Annotated in this window: 18 protein-coding genes and 1 pseudogene; 11 read left to right on the top strand and 8 right to left on the bottom strand. The window is 73.0% G+C overall.

The window, feature by feature from the left end; translation table 11 throughout:
• Nucleotides 1-248: 248 nt before the first annotated feature.
• The 3 genes from ACFWP3_RS38135 to ACFWP3_RS38145 all read right to left on the bottom strand — a co-directional run bounded on the left by ACFWP3_RS38135 (nt 249) and on the right by ACFWP3_RS38145 (nt 3,235).
• A complete protein-coding gene (locus ACFWP3_RS38135) occupies nt 249-1,001 on the bottom strand; it encodes an ABC transporter ATP-binding protein (protein ID WP_384230704.1) in 753 nt (250 codons plus the stop codon).
• Nucleotides 1,002-1,205: 204 nt separating this feature from the next.
• Entirely contained in the window at nt 1,206-2,513 is a 1,308-nt protein-coding gene (locus ACFWP3_RS38140; protein WP_384230666.1) for a sensor histidine kinase, read from the bottom strand.
• A gap of 5 nt (nt 2,514-2,518) precedes the next feature.
• Nucleotides 2,519-3,235 (bottom strand): response regulator transcription factor, encoded by a 717-nt coding sequence (locus ACFWP3_RS38145; protein WP_384230707.1) that lies wholly within the window; start codon nt 3,233-3,235, stop codon nt 2,519-2,521.
• A 329-nt stretch (nt 3,236-3,564) separates the two neighbouring features.
• Here ACFWP3_RS38145 and ACFWP3_RS38150 point away from each other — a divergent pair, with 329 nt between their 5' ends.
• A complete protein-coding gene (locus tag ACFWP3_RS38150) occupies nt 3,565-4,062 on the top strand; it encodes a DUF5990 family protein (protein WP_384230669.1) in 498 nt (165 codons plus the stop codon).
• Nucleotides 4,063-4,074: 12 nt separating this feature from the next.
• Here the strand turns inward: ACFWP3_RS38150 and ACFWP3_RS38155 are convergent, their stop codons facing one another.
• From ACFWP3_RS38155 to ACFWP3_RS38165, 3 genes and pseudogenes are all read right to left on the bottom strand, one after another.
• Nucleotides 4,075-4,947 (bottom strand): FkbM family methyltransferase, encoded by an 873-nt coding sequence (locus tag ACFWP3_RS38155; protein ID WP_384230672.1) that lies wholly within the window; start codon nt 4,945-4,947, stop codon nt 4,075-4,077.
• 126 nt (nt 4,948-5,073) lie between these two features.
• A pseudogene (locus ACFWP3_RS38160) lies at nt 5,074-5,439 on the bottom strand (tetratricopeptide repeat protein); the annotation flags it as partial.
• A gap of 123 nt (nt 5,440-5,562) precedes the next feature.
• Nucleotides 5,563-7,086: an amidase gene (locus ACFWP3_RS38165; RefSeq protein ID WP_384230675.1), complete on the bottom strand. Its 1,524-nt coding sequence runs from the start codon at nt 7,084-7,086 to the stop codon at nt 5,563-5,565.
• Between the two features lie 118 nt (nt 7,087-7,204).
• Here ACFWP3_RS38165 and ACFWP3_RS38170 point away from each other — a divergent pair, with 118 nt between their 5' ends.
• The 3 genes from ACFWP3_RS38170 (at nt 7,205) to ACFWP3_RS38180 (ending at nt 8,597) form a co-directional block, all read left to right on the top strand.
• Nucleotides 7,205-7,828: a TetR/AcrR family transcriptional regulator gene (locus ACFWP3_RS38170; protein ID WP_384230678.1), complete on the top strand. Its 624-nt coding sequence runs from the start codon at nt 7,205-7,207 to the stop codon at nt 7,826-7,828.
• A gap of 43 nt (nt 7,829-7,871) precedes the next feature.
• A complete protein-coding gene (locus ACFWP3_RS38175; RefSeq protein ID WP_384230680.1) occupies nt 7,872-8,378 on the top strand; it encodes a DinB family protein in 507 nt (168 codons plus the stop codon).
• Between the two features lie 93 nt (nt 8,379-8,471).
• Complete coding sequence (locus ACFWP3_RS38180; RefSeq protein WP_384230683.1) at nt 8,472-8,597, top strand: hypothetical protein; 126 nt, start codon at nt 8,472-8,474, stop codon at nt 8,595-8,597.
• A gap of 28 nt (nt 8,598-8,625) precedes the next feature.
• Here the strand turns inward: ACFWP3_RS38180 and ACFWP3_RS38185 are convergent, their stop codons facing one another.
• Nucleotides 8,626-9,720 carry a sugar ABC transporter substrate-binding protein gene (locus ACFWP3_RS38185; protein ID WP_384230709.1) on the bottom strand — a complete coding sequence of 365 codons (1,095 nt, stop codon included), beginning with the start codon at nt 9,718-9,720 and terminating at the stop codon, nt 8,626-8,628.
• A 322-nt stretch (nt 9,721-10,042) separates the two neighbouring features.
• On the opposite strand from ACFWP3_RS38185, the gene ACFWP3_RS38190 reads away from it, so the two are divergent.
• The 6 genes from ACFWP3_RS38190 to ACFWP3_RS38215 all read left to right on the top strand — a co-directional run bounded on the left by ACFWP3_RS38190 (nt 10,043) and on the right by ACFWP3_RS38215 (nt 18,862).
• Complete coding sequence (locus ACFWP3_RS38190) at nt 10,043-11,359, top strand: ClC family H(+)/Cl(-) exchange transporter (RefSeq protein WP_384230685.1); 1,317 nt, start codon at nt 10,043-10,045, stop codon at nt 11,357-11,359.
• Nucleotides 11,360-11,556: 197 nt separating this feature from the next.
• Complete coding sequence (locus ACFWP3_RS38195) at nt 11,557-13,041, top strand: aldehyde dehydrogenase family protein (protein WP_384230688.1); 1,485 nt, start codon at nt 11,557-11,559, stop codon at nt 13,039-13,041.
• Between the two features lie 15 nt (nt 13,042-13,056).
• A complete protein-coding gene (locus ACFWP3_RS38200; protein WP_384230691.1) occupies nt 13,057-14,634 on the top strand; it encodes a GMC family oxidoreductase in 1,578 nt (525 codons plus the stop codon).
• A complete protein-coding gene (locus ACFWP3_RS38205; protein ID WP_384230693.1) occupies nt 14,631-15,752 on the top strand; it encodes a glycine betaine/L-proline ABC transporter ATP-binding protein in 1,122 nt (373 codons plus the stop codon). The genes ACFWP3_RS38200 and ACFWP3_RS38205 overlap by 4 nt, the downstream gene beginning before the upstream one ends.
• 64 nt (nt 15,753-15,816) lie before the next feature.
• A complete protein-coding gene (locus tag ACFWP3_RS38210; protein ID WP_384230695.1) occupies nt 15,817-17,889 on the top strand; it encodes an ABC transporter permease subunit in 2,073 nt (690 codons plus the stop codon).
• Between the two features lies 1 nt (nt 17,890).
• A complete protein-coding gene (locus ACFWP3_RS38215; RefSeq protein WP_384230698.1) occupies nt 17,891-18,862 on the top strand; it encodes an ABC transporter substrate-binding protein in 972 nt (323 codons plus the stop codon).
• 80 nt (nt 18,863-18,942) lie between these two features.
• Here ACFWP3_RS38215 and ACFWP3_RS38220 read toward each other — a convergent pair whose 3' ends face one another.
• Complete coding sequence (locus ACFWP3_RS38220; protein WP_384230700.1) at nt 18,943-20,157, bottom strand: S8 family serine peptidase; 1,215 nt, start codon at nt 20,155-20,157, stop codon at nt 18,943-18,945.
• A gap of 339 nt (nt 20,158-20,496) precedes the next feature.
• Between ACFWP3_RS38220 and ACFWP3_RS38225 the strand changes: the two genes are divergently transcribed.
• Complete coding sequence (locus tag ACFWP3_RS38225) at nt 20,497-20,820, top strand: putative quinol monooxygenase (protein ID WP_384230702.1); 324 nt, start codon at nt 20,497-20,499, stop codon at nt 20,818-20,820.
• Nucleotides 20,821-20,905 lie beyond the last annotated feature (85 nt).

The raw sequence follows: 20,905 nt of genomic DNA on the forward strand, positions 1-20,905 counted from the left end.
GGCTGGCGCGGCTGGCGCGGCTGGCGCGGCTGGCGCGGCTGGCGCGGCTGGCGCGGCTGGCGCGGCTGGCGCGGCTGGCGCGGCTGGCGCGGCTGATGTCGCCGGGTTCGGCAGGTCCGGCCGGGTTCGGCTGGTTCGGCCGGGTGCGGCTGGTTCGGCTGATGTCGCCGGGTTCGGCTGGTCCGGCCGGGTTCGGCTGGTTCGGCCGGGTTCGGCTGGTCCGGCGGGCCGGCGGGCCGGCGGGCGGGTCAGTTGGTGCGTGCCCGGGTGTCGAAGGCCTTCATCCGGTCCAGCACCCGGTCCGCGGTGGGCTGCGCCATCTCGTCGACGAGGCGGCCGTCGGAGAGGAAGACAACGCGGTCGGCGTACCCGGCGGCGACCGGGTCGTGGGTGACCATGACCACGGTCTGGCCCAGCTCCCGTACGGAGTCGCGCAGGAAGCCGAGGATCTCCGCCCCGGCGCGCGAGTCGAGGTTGCCGGTGGGCTCGTCGCCGAAGATGATCGCCGGGCGGGAGACCAGGGCGCGAGCCACCGCGACGCGCTGCTGCTGTCCGCCGGACAGCTGTCCGGGCCGGTGGCCCAGGCGCTGGGACAGGCCGACCATGGACACCACGTGGTCCAGCCACTGCCGGTCGGGCCGGCGTCCGGCGATGGTCAGCGGCAGCGTGATGTTCTCCAGTGCGGTCAGCGTCGGCAGCAGGTTGAACGCCTGGAAGATGAAGCCGATCCGGTCCCTGCGCAGCTGGGTGAGCTGCCGGTCGCCCAGCCCGCTCAGTTCGGTGGTGCCGATGCGTACGGACCCGGAGTCGGCCGAGTCGAGCCCGGCGGCGCAGTGCATCAGGGTGGACTTGCCGCAGCCGGAGGGGCCCATGATCGCGGTGAACTCGCCCTCCCGGAAGGCGATGCTGACGCGGTCCAGGGCGACGACGCGGGTGTCGCCGCTGCCGTAGGCCTTCGACAGGTCGGCGGTGGCGGCCGCGATTCCGGACGACGCGTGCAGGGTGTGCGGGCCGAGGGGGCCTGCGGTCACAAGGGGGTCGACGGACACGGGGGGACTCCTCTTCGGGTGCCAGTGGGTGCACTTCGAAGGGTGTCCGGGGAACGTATCGGGGCCCGGGCCACCGTGTATCGGTGTCCGCGCCGGTTCGTAGCAGTTGCGTAGGGGTCGTGCGTACGGGGGGCGGGGCGGGGCCGGGCGGCCTGGTCAGCCCGGCAGGCGGAGGGTGGCCACGGCGCCGCCGTCCGGTGCGTTGTCCAGGCGCAGTTCGGCGCCGAGGACCCGGGCCTGGCCCTGGGCGATGGTCAGGCCGAGGCCGTGGCCCGAGCCGCGCTCCTTCGCCCCCGTGTGGAAGCGGCGGGGGCCGTCGATCAGCAGGTCCGGGGGAAATCCGGGGCCGTGGTCGCGGACGACGACCGTACGGCCCTCGACGGTGACCCGCACCGGGGAGGCTCCGTGCCGGTGGGCGTTGACGACGAGGTTGCCGACGATGCGTTCGAGGCGGCGCGGATCGGTCTCCACGGTCACGGCGGCCTGCGCGGGCTCTGCGGGCTCCGCGACCTCCGCGCCGTCGCCGGTGTCCGTGCGTCCCGCGTCGGCGACGACGACCTCGGTGTCGAGGCCGGTGCGCGCCACCGCCTCGGCGACGACCGCGGCGAGCGGAACGTGGCTCCGGAGCGGCTCCTCGGCTCCGGCGTCGAGCCGGGAGATCTCCAGCAGGTCCTCGACCAGGCCGCGCAGGTCGCGCACCCGGGCCCGCAGCAGGTCCTCCGTCTCGCCGGGCGGCAGCAGGTCCGCGGCGGCCAGCATGCCGCCGACGGGAGTGCGCAGCTCGTGGGCCACGTCAGCGGTGAACCGGCGCTCGGTGCGCAGCCGGCGGCTGAGGCTGTCGGCCATGAGGTCGACGGTGGCGGCGATGTCCGCCACCTCGTCGCGCCCTCTGGTGGGCCCGGTACGGGCGTCCAAGTCACCGGCGGAGATCCGGCTCGCGGTCTCGGAGACCCGGCGCAGGCGGCGCCCGAGCAGCCCGGCTCCGTAGAACGCCAGGGGGGTGGTCGCCGCCAGGGCGATGAGCGAGGCCACCGCCATGGTCATGTCGAGCCGGTACAGATCGCGGAAGTCCGCGTGGATGGTGATCCGGACGGCCAGCACGGGGCTGCCCGGGCCGCCGACCCGCTGGGCGCCCCAGACGGTCGGGTCCATGCTCCCGGGGAGGCTCCCGCCGTAGGAGACGTGCCGCTCGCCGTCGGTCGGGTTCCGCAGGGCGAAGGGCAGCTCGGCCGGATCGAGCCAGGCGTCGGCCGGGAGGGTCCCGGTGCGCCGGTAGACGTCCATGGCCGAGGTCACGCCGTCGAAGGCCTGCCGTTCGGCCCGGTACCGGATCTCGTGCGCGGTCCACGCGTGCACCAGCAGGCCCACCACCACCGCGACCGTGCAGGCGGTGGCCGCGGCCAGGGCGGCGATCTTCCAGCGCAGGGGCACGCGGGCCCGCCGCGGCCGGAGGGGGGAGCTCACCGGTCTCAACGCCTGAGCTTGTAGCCGAAGCCGCGGACCGTCTCGATCCGGTCCCGGCCCAGCTTGCCGCGCAGCCGCTGCACGCACAGGTCCACGACCCGGCTGTCGCCGTCCCAGCCGTAGTCCCAGACGTCGCGCAGGAGCGTGTGCCGTTCCAGCACGATGCCCGGTCGGGCGGCGAACTGGAGCAGCAGCTTCAGTTCGGTCGGGGTCAGCGCCACCGGGCTTCCGGAGACGAAGACCTCCAGGCCTCCGGTGTCGATGGTCAGGTCCCCGAAGACCAGCACCTCGGCCTCGGAGCGTGCCGATGCCGATGCCGGTGCCGATGCCGGTGCCGCTCCCGCGCCCGCCGGCTGCTCGTGCCCGGGGGCGGCCGGGGGTGCGGGCGCCGGCGCATAGGTGGCCCGCCGCAGCAGCGAGCGGATCCGCGCCACGAGTACGTAGGTGTCCACGGGCTTGACCACGTAGTCGTCGGCCCCGGCCTCCAGGCCGGCGACGACGTCGAGCCCGTCCCCGCGGGCGGACATCATCAGGACGGGCACCAGGCTGGTCTCCCGGATCCTGCGGCACAGGCCGATCCCGTCGAGACCGGGCAGCATCACGTCCAGGACCAGCAGGTCGAAGCTCTCTTCGCGGAAGAGCTCGAGGCCCTCCAGTCCGTCGGCCGCGCTCTTCATCCGGTAGCCGTAGCGCTCCAGGGCGACGGTGAAGGAGCGGCGCATCAGGTCGTCGTCCTCGACCAGCAGCACGCGGACGGGTCCCGGAGGGGCCGGAGGCGGGGCGGACGGGGACACGGGCGGATGGCTCCTGTTCGGCGCGGTCGTGCGAGGTGGGTGGGTGCGCGCGTTCCCGTCTCGTGCGGCGGGTGCGGCGGGTGCGGCGGGCCACCTGAAATGAACGATATGCCAGACGGCGGGGGCGGCGACCGCCTCGCGCCCGTCGCACGGATTCGATGGACAACCCAGCGCTCGCTGATACCCGCCCGATACAAACCCACGGGTGCGGCCCGGGGCGGGGAGACGGGAAGGGCGGGAGAGGGGAGGATGGCCCCATGCAGATCCGCATCGACGCCGTCGAGCTGCCCGGCCTCACCTGTACTCCCGGGGGTCCCGCCGACGGCGGGGAGCCGGACCTCCGGAACGTGCACGTCGCCGTCCAGCGGCGCGACCGCCCGGCCGAGCTCCTCGACCCGCAGCCCGGTGACGCGGCGCGCGCCACCTGGACCCTGGAGTGCACCGCCGCCGCCTCCTCGACCGGGACCGGCTCCGGCACCGGGACCGGGACCGACGTGAAGGGGCCCTACGTACAGGGACGTCCCGGCGGCAGGTTCGTCTACCTGTCGTGGGGCGCGGTCGACGGCTCGGGCGCCTTCGGCATGTTCCGGCGGGCCAAGCTGATGCTCGACGCCGTTCCCGTCCACGTGCTCGATGCCGCCGTGAGCAGTGGGCTGCTGGTCGGGCGCCTGGGGCTGACGGACGCGTGCGGCAAGCCGCTGTGCGGCCGGGTCGTGCCGCCGCGGATCGTCTGGACCGCGGAATCCGCCGGCTGATCAGCCGGCGGATCAGCCGGATCCGGCCAGCAGGGCGAGGTAGCGGTTCGGGGCGTCGTGGACGGCCCGGTTCCGCAGGCTGAGCTGCCGCAGGCAGTGGTAGGCCAGGTCGGTCGAGTCGTAGACGTGGTGGGCGACCAGGGCCAGCTGCCCCAGCTGCTCGTCGGTCATGGACTCGGGGCGTCCGAAGTCGCGTACGTACACGACATCGGCTTCGAGGAGCTGGTGCCGGGCCTGCCGGAAGTCGCCGCCGAAGACCACGGGGGCGATCGGCCAGCGCTTGACCGCGGCGAACGCGTGCGGGATGAAGCCCTGGCCGCGCAGCTCCTGGTCCACGTCGCCGAAGACGGGCTGGTCCTCGTACAGCGGGACGAAGGAGACCTCGGTGTGCACGGCCACCGCCGCTGCCAGCTTCCGGCGGCCGCCCTGGAAGACCATCAGCTCGGCGCCCTGGATGTCGATCTTGAGCAGGTCGAAGGCGCCGACCGCTTCGACGTCGTCCAGGCGCTTGGTGGAGATCTCGGCCTCCTCCCGGATCCTGCCCCATTCGCTGAAGCCGTTGAAGAGTCCGAGCCGGTTGGCGTCCGGGCGGAAGATGCCGGTCATACCGGAACTGGCGGCGACGTAGAGGGTGTGGGTGCCGCCGTCCCCGAGGGCGTCGGGCAGGTAGGTCTCGTGCGGGCCCTTGCGACGCCGTAGCTCGTCGAGGGCTTCGGGCTGCGGCTCGAACCCCGTCACCCTGCACAGGCCGGCCGCCAGCATGTCCCGGTAGGGCGGATCTCCGTCGATCGGATTGGCCCCGACATCGACGACATGGGTCGGCCGGGCCGGCCGGACCAGGTCGAGGAGCGGGGAAGCGGCACGGGCCGGGACGGTGACGGTCATGGACGTTCTCCGGGTGTCGAGCGGAGCGGGCCCCCCGGGGCAGTTTTCCGCAACGGGACCCGCCCGGCGCTCAGGCGCTCCGATGGCTCGACGCGACGCGCGGTGCCTGGGTGCCCGGATGCCGGGTCAGGGACGGTCCTGGTCGGGCCGGGCGCCCGTCCCGCGCATCGCGTCCCGCCCGCACCGTGGACGCGGCGGCGGCTGGTGCGCCTCTGCGGCCTGCGCGGACAGCTCGGCGGCCCGCCGGGTTTCCCCGCGCAGCCGGGCGACGTGGCTGAGCGATACCAGCGCGTCGTGCTCGCCGCTCGGGTCCGAGACGGCCCGGTACGCCTCGCATGCCCGCGTGAGCAGACCGGCCGCCCCGTCCAGCTCCCCCCGCATCCATGTGGTGTCGCCGAGCAGTTCGAGACAGGCGGCCTCACCGTGCCGGTCGTCCGTCGCCTGATGGATCCGCAGCGTCCGTTCGAACAGTGCGGTGGAGCGTTCGAGGTCGCCACGCTGCTGGGCCGGCCGGCCGCCTCGGCGCCTCCTTGGTGCTTCCGTGGCGCTCGCTGGATCGACAGCGCCACGGCAGGCGCGTCGCGGGCTCGGGCCGGGCCGGCCGTCGGCCCGGTGTCATCCGCGCGGGCTGACCGGGGTCAGCACTCCGAGTCGGTCCTCGATCGCCTGGGCCGCGTCCAGGCACAGGTCCTCGCGGAAGGCGCGGCCGACGATCTGCACCCCGCAGGGAAGGCCGTCGGCCGTCCCGGTCGGTACGGCCACCGCCGGCACCCCCACGAAGCTGGTCACCGTGCACAGCCGCATGCCCGAAGCCACCCGGTCGCGGCCCGCCCTGTCGCGCGACTCCAGTCCCGGCTCCACCGGCGGCTCGGTGAACGACGGGCCGAGCAGCAGCGGGTACGCGTCGAGGAATCCGGCCCAGGAGCGGCGGATGTTCATCCAGGTGCCCATCAGCGTCACGAAGCCGGCTGCGTCGACCGGCGGGGTCCGCTCCATGGCCATGTCGATGTAGCGGTCGCCGCCCGTGCCGAGCAGGGTGCGCACCACCGGCCAGGTGGGGGCGAACTCGGTGACGGTGATCCGGCCGTACGCCTCCAGGGCTTCGTCCAGCCTCGGTACGTCCGGCACCTCGCACACCTCGTAGCCGGCGTCGCGCAGGGCGGCGGCCGCGTCCTCGACGGCGCGCCGGACGGTGGGGTGGACTCCGTGCCCGCCCGGGTCCGTCACCACCGCGACCCTCACGGGGCCGGGGAGCGGCTCTAGGTACGCGGGTACCGGCACGGCCCTGGGGTCGCGGGGATCGGTGCCGGCCAGTACCTCGTACGCCAGCCGCAGGTCGCCGACGGTCCGGGCCAGCGGGCCGTCGGTGACCAGCATCTGGGAGGCGGGGCCGGGGTCGTCCGGGCCGAGGACGCGGTGGTCGGCCGGGAAGCGCCCGGTCGTCGGTTTCAGCCCTGCGACACCGTTGAACTGGGCCGGGACGCGGATCGAGCCGCCGGAGTCGTTGCCGAGCCCGAGCGCGGCCATGCCGGTGGCGACGGCCACCGCGTCGCCGCCGCTGCTGCCGCCCGGAGTGCGGCTGCCGTCCCACGGGTTGACCGTGTCGCCGAACAGCTCGCTGCGCGTGTGCATGCCCGCCAGTACCAGGGTGGGGATGTTGGCGTGGCCGATGGGGATGGCCCCGGCCGCGCGCAGGCGCGCCACCGGCGGCGCGTCGGCGGATGCCACCAGCGAGCGGAAGCGCTCGACGCCGAACGTGGTCGGCACGCCTTCGACCGGGGTGGTCTCCTTCACCGTGAACGGCACGCCCGCGAGCGGCCCGAGCGCCTCCCCGGCCGCCCGCCGCCGGTCGGTGCGTGCGGCGGCCTCGCGTGCGCGCTCCGCCACGAGCTGCGTGACCGCGTTCACCTGCGGGTTGACCTCGGCGATGCGGTCCAGGTGGCTGTCGACCAGCTCGACCGCCGAGATCTCCGCGCGGCGCACGGCCGCCGCCTGGGCGACGGCCGACAGACGCCAGAGGGCGTGCGGGTCACCGGCACCGCCTCCCCGCTCCGGGCCCTGCCCGATCCGCTCCGCCCGCTCTGCCTGCTCCGCCTGCTCCATGTGCTCCATGTGCTCCATGTGCTCCATGTGCTCCATCTGCGGTCCCGACCTCGTTCCGATGCACTTGCATCGGAACAGTAACCTAGGAATCGATACGAGCGCATCGCATAAAGCGTGGCGCCGGCGGGACCGAGCGCACAGGGAGGCACCGGGTATGCCCAGGCAGGTGGATCACGAGGGCCGACGCCGCCTCATCGCCGAGGCGGTCTGCCGGCTCGCGGACGAACGCGGACTGGAGGGCGTGACCCTCCGTGATGTCGCGGCGCGGGCGGACGTGTCCATGGGCGCCGTGCAGCGCTGCTTCCGCACGAAGGAGGAGATGCTCGTCTTCGCCCTGGGACACATCGGCGAGCGCATCGGCGAGCGCGTACGGGCGCGGCTCGTCGGGAGCCCGGCGCAGTCGGCCGCCACGGCCCTGGGCCACGCGGCCACCGAGGTCGCGCTGCTGCGCGACGAACACCGGGCCGAGGCCCGGGTCTGGCTCGCGTTCGTCGCACAGGCCGCGGTGAGCGAGGTGCTCGCCAAGACGCTGAGGGAGAACTACGCGGCCCTGCATGACGCGTTCACCCGGCTCATCTCCGAGGCCTCCGAAGCCGCAGCGGACGCCGAGGGGGGCCTAGCCCTCGACCCGCGCCTGGAGGCCCGTACCTTGCTGGCCCTCGCGGACGGGCTCACGGCGCACGTCCTGATCGGCCACCTCACCCCGCAGGCTGCCGGGGAGGTGCTCCACGCGCACCTGGCCCGCCTGTGGGAGCGGTCGGCGCGGCCGCACCGATAAAATGCCTCGACACCGGTCGCGGTGATCGGCGAGGCTTCGCGCGATGACCAGAATCAACGACACACCGCCCGCGTGGGACGAGCGCACCCAGCTCACCACCTTCCTCGACTACGCGCGTGACACCGTCCGCGCCAAGTGCGACGGCGTCTCCGCGGAGAACGCCAACAAGGCCCTCCTGCCGGGCTCGCCCCTGATGACCATGAGCGGACTGGTCAACCACCTCCGCTGGGTCGAGTACTACTGGTTCCAGATGGTCTTCCTCGGTGAGGAGGACCAGGGCCCGTGGACCGAGGAGGACCCCGACCGCGAGATGCGGATCGCCGTCGACTTCCCGCTCGCGCAGCTGCTCGACGAGTACGCCGAACAGAGCGCCCGCTACCGCGAACTCGTCGCCGCGAACGGTCTGGACGTGCAGGCCAAGCGCCCCGTCCGCAACGGCGTCCACGTCGATCTGCGCTGGATCCTCCTGCACCTCACCGAGGAGACGGCCCGGCACAACGGCCACCTGGACATACTGCGCGAGCTGCTCGACGGTACGACCGGCGACTAGGGCCGTTCGTTCCCGCTACCTGAGCGTGGCCCCCCGCTACGGGACCAACGCCCAGCTCGTCGCGGCGCGGAGACCCAGTTCACCGAGTCTGAGTTGGAGTTGGACCGGGCGCGGGCGCTGCTGACGCACGGCGTCGGCATCACCGACGGGAACGCGCTGCGGGCCGCTCCGTTCTCGTACGGCGTCTTCGAGCTCCTCCCCGCCTGCCCCTCCGGTTGATCCGGCGGCGCCAACCGCACCGGCCCGGCTACTTCAGGCCGAGCTCGTCGCAGGCGGCCCTCAGCTTGTCCGTGCAGATCTCGGCGATCGTGTAGACGCCGTCGTCGACCACGGTGGCCTTGACGTTGGTCTTGGTCAGCGAGATGCCGGGGACGAGGACCGAGGGCACGCGCTTGGTGGTCGGGCTGTCGACGAGCTGGTTGATGATCCCGTCGATCCGCTCGCCCTTGGCGAGGGCGACGGCCATCTCGGCGGCGGCCGCGGCCTCGGGGGCGTACCGCTTGTAGACCGTCATGTACTGCTCGCCCGCGACGATGCGCTGGACTCCGGCGAGTTCGGCGTCCTGGCCGGTGACCGGGGGCAGGGTGGACACGCCGGCGGCCTTGAGGGCGGTGATGATGCCGCCCGCCATGCCGTCGTTGGCCGAGTAGACACCGGCGATCTTGCCCTTGCCGAGCGCCGAGATCGCGGCCGCCATGTGGGCGTTGGCGTTCTCCGGCTTCCAGTCGACCGTGTCGTACTCCTTGCCGATGGTCACCTTGCCGTCGAGGACGGAGTGCGCTCCGGACTTGAAGAGCTTGGCGTTCGGGTCGGTGACCGAGCCGTTCACCATGACGATCTGGCCGTCCTTGGCCTTATCGCCGAGCGCCGCCAGCAGCGCCTGGCCCTGGACCTTGCCGACGTCCTCGTTATCGAAGGAGGTGTAGGCGTCGATCGGGCCCTCGGCGAGGCGGTCGTAGGCCACGACCGGGATGCCGGCCGCCTTGGCCTTCGTGACCGCGCCGGCTATCGCCTTGGAATCCACGGCGTCGATGACGAGGACGTCCACCTTCTCGGCGATCATCGTGTCGACCTGGGAACTCTGCAGGGCCGCGTCCTGCTTGGCATTGGCGTAGACGACCTGGCCCTTGCCGCGCGTGAGCCGGGCGACTTCCTTCTCGATGAGCGGCTTGTCGAACTTCTCGTAGCGCGCGGTCTGGTTCTCCGGGAGCAGGAGACCGACCTTGATCGCGTCACCCTTGGCAGCGCCCCCCGCCTCCCCGTCGGACTCCTCCGCTCCGCCGCAGGCGGCGAGCGAGAGGGTGACCGCCGAAACGGCGACCGCGGCGACGGCACGACCCAGAAATGCCTTCACGAGATGAACCTCCCTGACGAGGCCGTACCCGTGCGGCCGAGGTAGACGCAGTCAACTCGGCAGCACCACCCTCGTCAAGAAGTGAACTATTAACGAGATGCCAACGTTGCCATCGCCCTCCGCAATCGAACATGCGGCTCTCCGTTCAACTTGTGAAGCGAGGAGATCCCGGTCGACGGACCTGCCGAGAAGCCCGCCGTTGGCCCAGTCGGGGACGGTTTCGGCGCGGCCACCGTGATGTCCGAGACGGCGTGTCGACGGCGGGCCAATCTCGGACGGACGCAACCCGAGGCCCGGCGGAGGTCTGTGCATGCCCCGTGCTCCCCGTGCTCCTCGTGCTCCCCGCGCCACCCGGGCTCCCCGTCGCCGCCCGTCCGCGTACCTCGTCGCGGCGCTCGCGGGCTGCCTCGTCGGGCTGGTCGGCGGAAGCTTCCGCTGGTGCCTCGAACGGGCCGAGGAGCTGTACGGCTCGCTGCTGAGCACGTCGGAGCGGCTGGGCGGCCCCGCCCTGCTGCTCCCGGTGGCGGTCACGGCGGCGGGCGCCGCGGTCGCGTGCGCGATCGCCCTGAAGGTGCCCGCGGCCGCCGGGAGCGGCATCCAGGACGTCGAGGCCGTGTGGCTGAAGGAGCGGACGCCGCAGTCGCTGTGGCTGGTGCCGGCCAGGTTCGTGGGTGGTGTCATCTCCATGGGCTCGGGCCTGCTGCTCGGACGGGAGGGCCCGACCGTGCACATGGGTGCGGTGATCGGGGCGGAGGCGGGGCGCCGTACGCGGATGAGCGCGCCGGACGTCACGCTGCTGCACACCTCGCTCGCCGGAGCCGGCCTCGCGGTGGCCTTCACCGCACCGCTCGGGGGGATCCTCTTCGTCTGCGAGGAGGTGACCAAGGTGGTCAGGCCGCGTCTGGTGCTCGTCACCCTGATCGGCACGGCCACGGCCGTCGGGTGCTCCCGGCTCATCATCGGAAGCAGGCCGGTCTTCCCGGTCCCGGACGTGGCCGACCCCTCCGTCGCGCTGCTGCCCGCCTTCCTCCTGTTCGGCGCGGTCACCGGCGCCCTGGGCGCGGGCTACAACCGTCTCCTCGTCGGCATGCTGGCCTTCTGCGACCGGGTGAGGCGGGTCGGACCGGTCGTGCGCGCGGCCGCGATCGGGGCCGTCGTCGGCCTGCTGCTGTGCGTCGATCCGCTGCTGGGAGGCGGCGGGGAGCGGGTGAACGAGCGGCTGCTGGACGGCGAGGTGCCGGCGGTCACCGTACTCGCGGGGTACCTCGTGGTGCGGTTCGTGGCCGGTCCGCTCAGCTACGCGTCCGGCGCCCCGGGCGGGCTCTTCGCTCCCCTGCTGGCGCTGGGCGCGCTGTGGGGGGCCTTCGTGCACGGGCTGGCGCTGCCGCTCCTCCCGGACGGGGGTTCCGCCGTCGTGCCCTTCGCGATCACCGGGATGGCGGCGCTGTTCGCCGCGGTGGTCCGGGCGCCCATCACCGGGATCGTACTCACCGTCGAGATCACGGGCTCCACCGAGCTGCTCGTTCCGCTGCTCCTCGCCTGTTTCGCCGCGACGCTCACCGCCGACCGGATGAAGAGCACGCCGGTCTACGACAGCCTGCGCGAGCGCATGACGGGGCTTCCCTAGCGCCTGGTCCCGCGCCCCGCCCGGGCCTGTACCCCCCGGCATCCCCGGCATCCGCGGCATGCGACCCACGTGACTCCAGTCACTTCGAGTGGCGGATACGACATGACTTCCGGGGCAGGGGGCATGCGCGGAAATTGCCAGGTCACCGCCGGTCCGCCGGGGTGACGAGCCGGAGGTACCCGGAGGTACGGAGCGTCGTGTCGGAGCAGAAGACCATCTACACAGCCGGGACATGGCGGTCCGCGGCCTCGGGAGCGGCCAGGGAGATCCTGGACCCGGCGGACGCCTCCGTCCTCGCCGTGGTCGCGGAGGGCGGTACCGCCGACGTGGACGCGGCCGTCCGCGCCGCGCGGGCCGCCTTCGACGGCGGGCCGTGGCCGGGCACCCCGGTCGCCGGGCGTGCGGGGCTGCTGCGCCGCACGGCCGACCTGCTGGAGCGGGACCGCGAGCGCATCGGCCTGCTGGAGAGCCGCGACGCGGGCAAGACGCTCGAAGAGGGCCGCGTGGACGTGGACTGCGTCGTGGACGCCTTCCGCTACTTCGCCGACCTCGTGATCGGTGAGGGCGCGGGCCGCGTCGTGGACGCCGGCTCCGCCGACGTCCACAGCGTCGTCGTCCACGAACCGGTCGGGGTGTGCGCCCTGATCACCCCGTGGAACTACCCCCTGCTCCAGGCGAGCTGGAAGATCGCACCGGCGCTGGCGGCGGGCAACACCTTCGTGCTCAAGCCGAGCGAGATCACCCCGCTGAGCACGGTCGCCCTCATCGAGCTGCTGGCGGAGGCGGGCCTGCCCGCCGGAGTCGCCAACCTGGTGACCGGAGCCGGTGATCCGGTCGGCGCGCGGCTCGCCGCTCATCCCGATGTCGACCTGGTGTCCTTCACCGGCGGCCTCACCAGCGGTACGAAGGTCATGCGCGCGGCCGCCGACACGGTCAAGAAGGTCGCCCTCGAACTCGGCGGCAAGAACCCCAACGTCGTCTTCGCCGACGCCTGCGCCACCGAGGAGGGCTTCGACACCGCCGTCGACCAGGCCCTCAACGCCGCTTTCATGCACAGCGGCCAGGTGTGCTCGGCCGGCTCGCGCCTGATCATCGAGGAGTCGCTGCGCGAGCGCTTCGTGACCGAACTCGCCCGCCGCGCCGAGAAGATCCGCCTCGGCCGCGGCACCGACCCGGGCGTCGAGTGCGGCCCGCTGGTCTCCGCCGCCCAGCGGGAGCGGACCGAGTCGTACGTCGCCTCCGCGCTCGCCGAGGGCGCCGTGCTGCGCGCCGGGGGCGAACGGCCGGACGGGCCCGGCTACTTCTACCGTCCGACGGTCCTCGACCGCTGCCACCGCAGCATGCGCGTGGTGCGCGAGGAGGTCTTCGGCCCGGTCCTGACGGTCGAGACCTTCCGTACCGAGAACGAGGCCGTCGCGCTCGCCAACGACACCGAGTACGGGCTCGCCGGCGGCGTCTGGACCGCCGACCAGGGCCGTGCCCGCCGGGTGGCGGGCCGGCTGCGCCACGGCACCGTCTGGATCAACGACTTCCACCCGTACCTGCCCCAGGCGGAATGGGGCGGCTTCGGGAAGTCCGGCATCGGACGCGAGCTCGGCCCGTCGGGCCTGGCCGAGTACCGCGAGACCAAGCACGTGTACCAGAACCTCGCTCCGCGCCCCGTGCGCTGGTTCGCGGGCTGAGGAGGCAGGAGAGACATGACCGAGAACACGACCACCACGCACCGGCACGAGCACGCGGACGGCGCCGCGGACGAGCACGAGTACGACTACGTCGTCGTCGGCGGCGGCACCGCCGGCTCCGTGATCGCCTCCCGCCTGACCGAGGACCCCGGCGTCACCGTCGCCGTCATCGAGGGCGGCCCCAGCGACGTCGACCGCCCCGACGTGCTCACCCTGCGCCACTGGATGGGCCTGCTCGGCGGTGAACTCGACTACGACTACCCCACCACCGAGCAGCCGCGCGGCAATTCGCACATCCGGCACAGCCGGGCCCGCGTCCTGGGCGGCTGCTCCTCGCACAACACCCTGATCGCCTTCAAGCCGCTGCCGTCCGACTGGGACGAGTGGTCGGAGGCGGGTGCCGAGGGCTGGCACGGGGCCGCCATGGACCCGTACTTCGACCGGCTCCTCAACAACATCGTGCCGGTCGGCGAGGCGGACCGTAACGCGATCGCCCGCGACTTCGTCGACGCCGCACAGATCGCGCTGGGCGTGCCGCGCGTGGAGGGCTTCAACCGGAAGCCCTTCCACGAGGGCGCGGGCTTCTTCGACCTCGCCTACCACCCGGAGACCAACAAGCGGTCCTCCGCCTCGGTGGCGTACCTCCACCCGGTGATGGACGAGCGGCCCAACCTGCGGATCCTGCTCGAGACCTGGGCGTACCGCCTGGAGCTGGACGGCACCCGCGCGCGCGGCGTGCACGTCCGGGCCGCGGACGGCACGCGGTCGCTGATCACCGCCCGCCGCGAGGTGGTGGTGTGCGCGGGCGCCGTGGACACCCCGCGCCTGCTGCTGCACTCGGGCATCGGGCCTCGCGCGGACCTGGAGGCGCTCGGCATACCCCCGGTCCACGATCTGCCGGGTGTCGGCGAGAACCTGCTCGACCACCCGGAATCCGTGATCGTCTGGGAGACGGACGGCCCGATCCCCGAGAACTCGGCGATGGACAGCGACGCGGGACTGTTCGTCCGGCGCGACCCCGACTCCCCGGGGCCCGACCTGATGTTCCACTTCTACCAGATCCCCTTCACCGACAACCCGGAGCGCATCGGCTACGAACGCCCCGCGCACGGCGTCTCGTTGACCCCGAACATCCCCAAGCCGCGCAGCCGCGGCCGGCTCTACCTCACCAGCGCGGACCCGGAGGTCAAACCCGCCCTCGACTTCCGCTACTTCACGGACGAGGACGACTACGACGCCCGCACCCTGGTGGACGGCATCAAGCTGGCCCGCGAGATCGCGGCCGCCGAGCCGCTGGCCGGCTGGCTGAAGCGCGAGGTGTGCCCGGGCCCGGAGGTCACCGACGACGAGGCCCTGAGCGTGTACGCCCGCTCGGTGGCGCACACCGTCTACCACCCGGCGGGCACCTGCAAGATGGGCGCCCCCGACGACGAAAGGGCCGTTGTGGGACCGGACTTGAAGGTGCGGGGCCTGGACGGCATCCGGATCGCGGACGCCTCCGTCTTCCCGACGATGCCCGCGGTCAACCCGATGATCGGAGTGCTCATGGTCGGCGAGAAGGCCGCCGAACTGCTCGGCGGTGAGCTCCGGTGACCGCGGCTCGCACCGGCTCCGCCGCGGCGGGCGCCGGTACCGCGGCCGGGCCCGGCGCCGACGACGCGGCGCCCGTGTTCTCCGTACGGGGCCTGTGGAAGGTCTTCGGCCCGGCGCGCAAGGCCGCCCTGGTGCCGGGCTCCGAGGACGGCGCGCTGCCCGCCGCCGAACTGCGGGCGCGCACCGGCTGCACGGCCGCCGTCCGCGACGTCGGCTTCGACGTCCGCAAGGGCGAGGTCTTCGTCGTGATGGGGCTGTCCGGTTCGGGCAAGTCCACGCTGGTCCGCTGCCTGACCCGGCTGATCGAGCCCACGGCCGGCACCCTCGCCATCGACGGCGAGGACGTCCTCGCCATGGACGCGGCCCGGCTGCGCGAACTGCGCCGCCACCGCGCCTCCATGGTCTTCCAGCACTTCGGCCTGCTGCCGCACCGCACCGTCCTGGACAACGTCGCCTACGGCCTGGAGATCCAGGGCATGGGCCGCGCCGACCGGCGTGCCAAGGCGGCCGAAATGGTCGCCAAGGTCGGTCTCGAAGGCCTGGAGGGCCGTCGGCCCAGCCAGCTGTCGGGCGGCCAGCAGCAGCGGGTGGGCCTCGCGCGCGCCCTGGCGGCCGACCCCGAAGTGCTGTTGTTCGACGAGCCGTTCAGCGCGCTCGACCCGCTGATCCGCCGGGAGATGCAGGGCGAGGTGGCCCGGCTCCACCACGAGGAGGGCCGCACCATGGTCTTCATCACGCACGACCTGTCCGAGGCGCTGCGCCTCGGCGACCGGATCGCGCTGATGCGCGACGGCCGCATCGTGCAGCTCGGCACCCCGGAGGAGATCGTGGGCTCCCCCGCCGACGACTACGTACGGGACTTCGTCCGCGACGTGCCGCGCGAGCAGGTGCTCACCGTGCGCAGCGCGATGCGCCCGGCGACGGGCGGCGAGGCCGGGCAGGGTCCGGCGCTGACCCCCGCGACCACGGTGGTGGAGGCCATCGAGGCCGTCGCCCGCAGCGGTGGTCCGGCGCGCGTCGTCGACGACGGCCGCTGCCTCGGTGTCGTCGACGACGCCGGACTGCTCGCGGTGGTGGCCGGCCTGCCGGCCGCGGCCGGCCGGGGGGTGGCGGCATGACACGCCGTACCCACGCCCGCGTCCGCGCCCGCGGCGCCGTCCCCGGCACGGGGAGGTGGTGCCGATGAGCACGACCACCAGACCCGTACACGAACCCGGACGCCAGGCCCGGCCGGGAGCGCCGGAGCCGCGGTCCGGGGGCGGACAGCCCGGTGGCACGCGGACCGGCGGTGCCGGCACCGGAGCCTCGCCGCGGCTGCGCCTCAAGGCCCTGCTGCTCGACCACCGTGCCGGCCGCCGGGTCCTGCCCCTCGCCGTCGCCGCGCTGGTCCTGCTCCCGCTCGCGATGGCCTTCCCGGGCGCCGGGAGCTGGCCCGCCGCGCTCTCCGTCGACCTCTCCGGGCCGCTCGGCCGGGCCGGTGACTGGATTATCGACAACCGCGACGGGCATCCCGTCTTCCTCTACTTCTTCGGGCACGTCAGCAACGCCGTGGTGGTGTCCGTCCGAGCGGTGTACGTGGTGCTGCTCGCCGCGGGCTGGGTCGGTGTGACGGCCCTGGCCGGCCTCGTCGCCCTGCGGCTGGCGGGCCTGCGGCTGGCCGTGACCTGCATGGCCGCGTTCGCCGTGTGCGGGCTGCTCGGCATGTGGGTGCCGACGATGCAGACCCTCGCCCTGATGGTCGTGGCCGTCGCGGCGTCCGTCGCCGTCGGCGGCCTCCTCGGCCTCGCCGCGGGGCTGTCGCCGCGGGCCGGGCGCGCGCTGCGCCCCGTACTCGACACGATGCAGGTGCTGCCCGCCTTCGCGTACCTGCTGCCGATGGTGCTGGTCTTCGGGATCGGCGTACCGGCCGCGGTCCTCGCGACCGTCGTGTACGCGGCGCCGGCGATGGCCCGGCTCACGGCGCTGGGCCTGCGCGAGGCCGATGCCGGGGTGCTGGAGGCCTCGGCCTCGCTGGGCGCGACCGGCCGGCAGCGGCTGCTGACCGCGCGGCTGCCGCTGGCCCGCCGGCAGATCCTGCTCGGCGTCAACCAGGCCATCATGATGGCGCTGTCGATGGCCGTCATCGCGTCCGTGATCGGCGCGGGCGGCCTCGGCGACCGGGTCTACCAGGCCCTCGCCTCGGTCGACGTCGGTGCTGCGCTCGCCGCCGGCATCCCGATCGTGCTGCTCGCGGTGGTCCTGGACCGCACCGCCGACGCGGCGGGCGCCCGGCTGGGTGCCGCCCCGGTTCCCTCCGACCGGCAGCCGCTGCTGCGGCGGGTGTTCGAGGGCTGGTACGGGCGGCTGCTGACCGTCCTGACGGCCGTCGCGGCCGCCGTCGCGGGCCGGATGGCGGGTACCTCGCTGTGGCCCGGGTCCTGGACCGTGCCGATCGCGGAGCCGGTCAACCGGGCGGTCGGCTGGATGACCGACCACCTCTACTCCGGGGTGCCCGTGGTCGGCGGCACCGCCGACTGGGCGGCCCGCTTCACCGGCTGGGTCCTCGACCCGCTGCGCGCCGGCCTGCAGGCCACCCCCTGGTGGCTGCTCCTGCTCGTGGTGGCCGCGCTCGGGCTGCTGGCCGGTACCTGGCGCACCGCGCTGACCGGTGTGCTCGCCCTGGCCGCCATCGGTGTGCTCGGCGTGTGGGAGCCGTCGCTCGACACCCTGTCGCAGGTGCTGGCCGCCGTCGCGGTCACCCTCGTGCTCGGTTTCGCGATCGGCGTCGGCGCCGCCCGCAGCGGCCGCGCGCAGCGGCTGCTGCGGCCGGTGCTCGACGTGTGCCAGACGATGCCGCAGTTCGTCTACCTCATCCCGGTGGTCGCGCTGTTCGGTGTCGGGCGTGCCCCGGCCGCGGCCGCCGCCGTGGTGTACGCGCTGCCCGCCGTCGTACGCATCACCGCCGACGGCCTGCGCGAGGTGAGCCCGGCGGCCCTGGAGTCGGCGCGTTCGCTCGGCGCCACCGGGTCGCAGCAGCTGCGGCAGGTCCAGCTGCCCCTGGCCCGGCCCGCGTTGCTGCTGGCCCTGAACCAGGCGGTGGTGCTGGTGCTGGCCGTCGTCATCATCGGCGGCCTGGTCGGCGGGGGCGCCCTCGGCTACCAGGTCGTGCTCGGCCTCGCCCAGGGCGACCTGGCGACCGGTCTGGTGGCCGGCGCCGCGATCGTCTGTCTCGGTCTGATGCTCGACCGGATCACCCAGCCCGCGAAGGAGGCCTGACATGAACGTCAACCGTCGCGGCCGTCGCCGCCTCGGCGCGTTCGCCGCCGTCACCGCACTGGCCGTGCTCACCGGATGCGGTGCGGCCGACATGACCCGCCAGACCTCCCCGTACGCCGCGGCGGAGGGCGCGAAGACCGTCACGCTCTCCGTGCAGTCCTGGGTCGGCGCCCAGGCGAACACCGCCGTCGCCGCCTACCTGCTCGAACACGAGCTGGGCTACCGGGTCGACACGGTGCAGGTGGACGAGGTCCCCGCGTGGGACGCGCTCAGCCAGGGCCGGGTCGACGCGATCCTGGAGGACTGGGGCCATCCCGAGCAGGAGAAGCGGTACGTCCAGGACAAGAAGACCATCACCCCGGGCGGCGAGCTGGGCGTCACCGGCCACATCGGCTGGTTCGTCCCGACGTACTTCGCCGAGGAGCATCCGGACGTCACCGACTGGAAGAACCTCGACAAGTACGCCGATCTGCTGCGCACCGCCGAGAGCGGGGGCAAGGGCCAGCTGCTGGACGGCTCCCCCTCGTACGTGACCAACGACAAGGCGCTGGTGAAGAACCTGGACCTGGACTTCGAGGTGGTGTTCGCCGGCTCCGAGGCCGCGCAGATCACCCAGATCAAGCAGTTCGCGAAGGAGCGCAAGCCGTTCCTCACCTACTGGTACAAGCCGCAGTGGCTGTTCGAGCGGGTTCCGATGACGGAGGTGAAGCTGCCCGAGTACCAGGAGGGCTGCGACGCGGATCCCGAGCGGGTGGCCTGCGCCTATCCCCACACCCCGTTGCAGAAGTACCTGAACACGCAGTTCGCGCAGACGGGCGGGAAGGCGGCCGAATTCCTGAAGCGGTTCCGCTGGGGCGTCGAGGAGCAGAACGAGGTGGCGCTGATGATCGCCGAGGAGAAGCTGGCGCCGGAGCAGGCGGCGAAGAAGTGGGTGGAGCGCAACCGGCAGGTGTGGGAGCCCTGGGTGCGCTGACCGGAACGCCGACCGGACGGCCGGAGCCGCCACACCCCCCTCTGGTGTGGCGGCTCCGGCGCGTTCCGGGGCGGCTCCGCCTACTGCGCGGTGACCTTCAGCAGCTTGTTCGGGGTCCCGCTGCTCGGGTTGGTGATCTTCCCCGGGGTCGCCCCCGTGGTCAGGGCCTGTGCGACCTGCGCGGGCGAGGCGTCCTTGTGCCCGGCCAGGTAGAGGGCCGCGGCTCCGACCACGTGCGGGGTCGCCATGGAGGTGCCGGAGATGGTCTTCGTACCGCTGTCGCTGTCGTTCCAGGCGGAGGTGATGTCCGAGCCCGGTGCGTACAGGTCCACGATCCGGCCGAAGTTGGAGAACGAGGACTGCGAGTCGTCGGCAGCGCTGGAGGCCACGGTGATGGCCTCGGGGACCCGCGAGGGGGAGCCCTGGCCGGCGTCGGAGGACTCGTTGCCCGCCGCGACGCCGAAGGTGACACCGGCGGCTATGGACCGGCGCACGGCCTCGTCGAGGGCCTCGTCGGCGCCGCCGCCGAGGCTCATGTTGGCGACGGAGGGCCCGCTGTGGTGCTGCGTCACCCAGTCGATGCCCGCGACGACCTGCTCGGTGGTGCCCGACCCGTTGTCGTCGAGCACCCGGACGGCGACGACCTTGGCCTTCTTGGCCACCCCGTGGGAGGTGCCCGCGATGGTCCCGGCGACGTGCGTGCCGTGCCCGTTGCCGTCGTCGGCGGTCTGGTCGTTGTCCACGGCGTCGAAGCCGTGCGCGGCCCGGCCGCCGAAGTCCTTGTGGCTGATGCGCACTCCGGTGTCGATGACGTACGCGGTGACGCCCTCGCCGCCCGCGTCGGGGTACGTGTACTTCTTGTCCCCCGTGGTCGCCGTCTGGTCGATGCGGTCGAGGCCCCAGGACGGGGGGTTGGGCTGGGTGGTGTTGATGGAGAACTTCTTGTTCTGGACCACCTTGCCCACGGCCGGGTCGGCGGCGAGGCGCTTGGCGGCCGTCTCCGAAAGCCCTGCCGCGGAGAAGCCGTTGACGGCGGAGGAGTAGGTGCGCTTGAGCTCGCCGCCGTACTTCTTGACGAGCGCCTGCCCGTCGGCGTCCTTGTCGAGGATGACGATGTAGCTGCCGCTGAGCGCACCGGGTGCGCCAAGCCCGTACACCGTTCCCTCGGCCGGGGTGCTCGCACCGGCGAGAGAGGGCAGCAGCATGCAGACACCGGTTGCAGTGGCGACTCCGGTGGCCACTGCAAGGACCTTGAAGCCGCGTGAACGGGTGTGTGCGTGCTTGTGAGTTGACATGGAGAGAGTGCTCCTCGTGTTGACGTGTGGGGCGTCAAAGCGTGTTGCGCGGCCACCCGGGAGCCGAAGGATCTCCGGGTGACAGCTCGAAACCCTGACCGATTACCGGAGTTGATTCAAGGCCGCCCCGCCCGTCAGCGTTCTTCAACAAGCTTTCTTAAAGAGACCTCCGCGCGGGCCCCGCGGAATGACCACACTCTTCGAATCACCCACACATTCACGTCACGTGCCGGTGCATTCGCGAACACACTCCGGAAACACGGCAGCCGGGGGTGTGCGATGGGTGCGGCGCCCGTGCCGCCGCACGGGCGGGGGCGGCCCCGCGCCTACAATGCTCGAATGATCTTTATTGTGGTGAAATTCCCCGTCAAACCCGAATACGTCGACCAGTGGCCCGAGATGGTCGCCGAGTTCACCAGCGCCACCCGCGCGGAGCCCGGCAACCTGTGGTTCGAGTGGTCCCGCAGCCTGGAGGAGCCGGACGTCTACGTCCTGACCGAGGCATTCCAGGACGACGCGGCGGAGGCGCACGTGACCTCCGAGCACTTCCGCGCAGCCCTGGAGACCATGCGCCCCCTGATCACCCGCACCCCCGACATCGTCAGCACCACCATCGCGGGCGCGACCGGCTGGAGCCGGATGGGCGAGCTGCAGATCGACTGACCCCGCACATGCCGCTGGACCGGGCGCGGGCCCGGTCCAGCTCGTGGGGTGCGGGCCGGGGGGGGGCCCCCCGCGGGGGGGGGGG

It is taken from the genome of Streptomyces sp. NPDC058525, from assembly GCF_042719495.1.
Taxonomy (GTDB): Bacteria; Actinomycetota; Actinomycetes; order Streptomycetales; family Streptomycetaceae; genus Streptomyces.

Coding starts and splice junctions, on each gene's coding strand:
- ACFWP3_RS38145 (WP_384230707.1), bottom strand. CDS start 3,235: ATGCGCCGCTCCTTCACCGTCGCCCTGGAGCGCTACGGCTACCGGATG.
- ACFWP3_RS38150 (WP_384230669.1), top strand. CDS start 3,565: ATGCAGATCCGCATCGACGCCGTCGAGCTGCCCGGCCTCACCTGTACT.
- ACFWP3_RS38155 (WP_384230672.1), bottom strand. CDS start 4,947: ATGACCGTCACCGTCCCGGCCCGTGCCGCTTCCCCGCTCCTCGACCTG.
- ACFWP3_RS38165 (WP_384230675.1), bottom strand. CDS start 7,086: ATGGAGCACATGGAGCACATGGAGCACATGGAGCACATGGAGCAGGCG.
- ACFWP3_RS38170 (WP_384230678.1), top strand. CDS start 7,205: ATGCCCAGGCAGGTGGATCACGAGGGCCGACGCCGCCTCATCGCCGAG.
- ACFWP3_RS38175 (WP_384230680.1), top strand. CDS start 7,872: ATGACCAGAATCAACGACACACCGCCCGCGTGGGACGAGCGCACCCAG.
- ACFWP3_RS38190 (WP_384230685.1), top strand. CDS start 10,043: ATGCCCCGTGCTCCCCGTGCTCCTCGTGCTCCCCGCGCCACCCGGGCT.
- ACFWP3_RS38200 (WP_384230691.1), top strand. CDS start 13,057: ATGACCGAGAACACGACCACCACGCACCGGCACGAGCACGCGGACGGC.
- ACFWP3_RS38210 (WP_384230695.1), top strand. CDS start 15,817: ATGAGCACGACCACCAGACCCGTACACGAACCCGGACGCCAGGCCCGG.
- ACFWP3_RS38215 (WP_384230698.1), top strand. CDS start 17,891: ATGAACGTCAACCGTCGCGGCCGTCGCCGCCTCGGCGCGTTCGCCGCC.
- ACFWP3_RS38220 (WP_384230700.1), bottom strand. CDS start 20,157: ATGTCAACTCACAAGCACGCACACACCCGTTCACGCGGCTTCAAGGTC.
- ACFWP3_RS38225 (WP_384230702.1), top strand. CDS start 20,497: ATGATCTTTATTGTGGTGAAATTCCCCGTCAAACCCGAATACGTCGAC.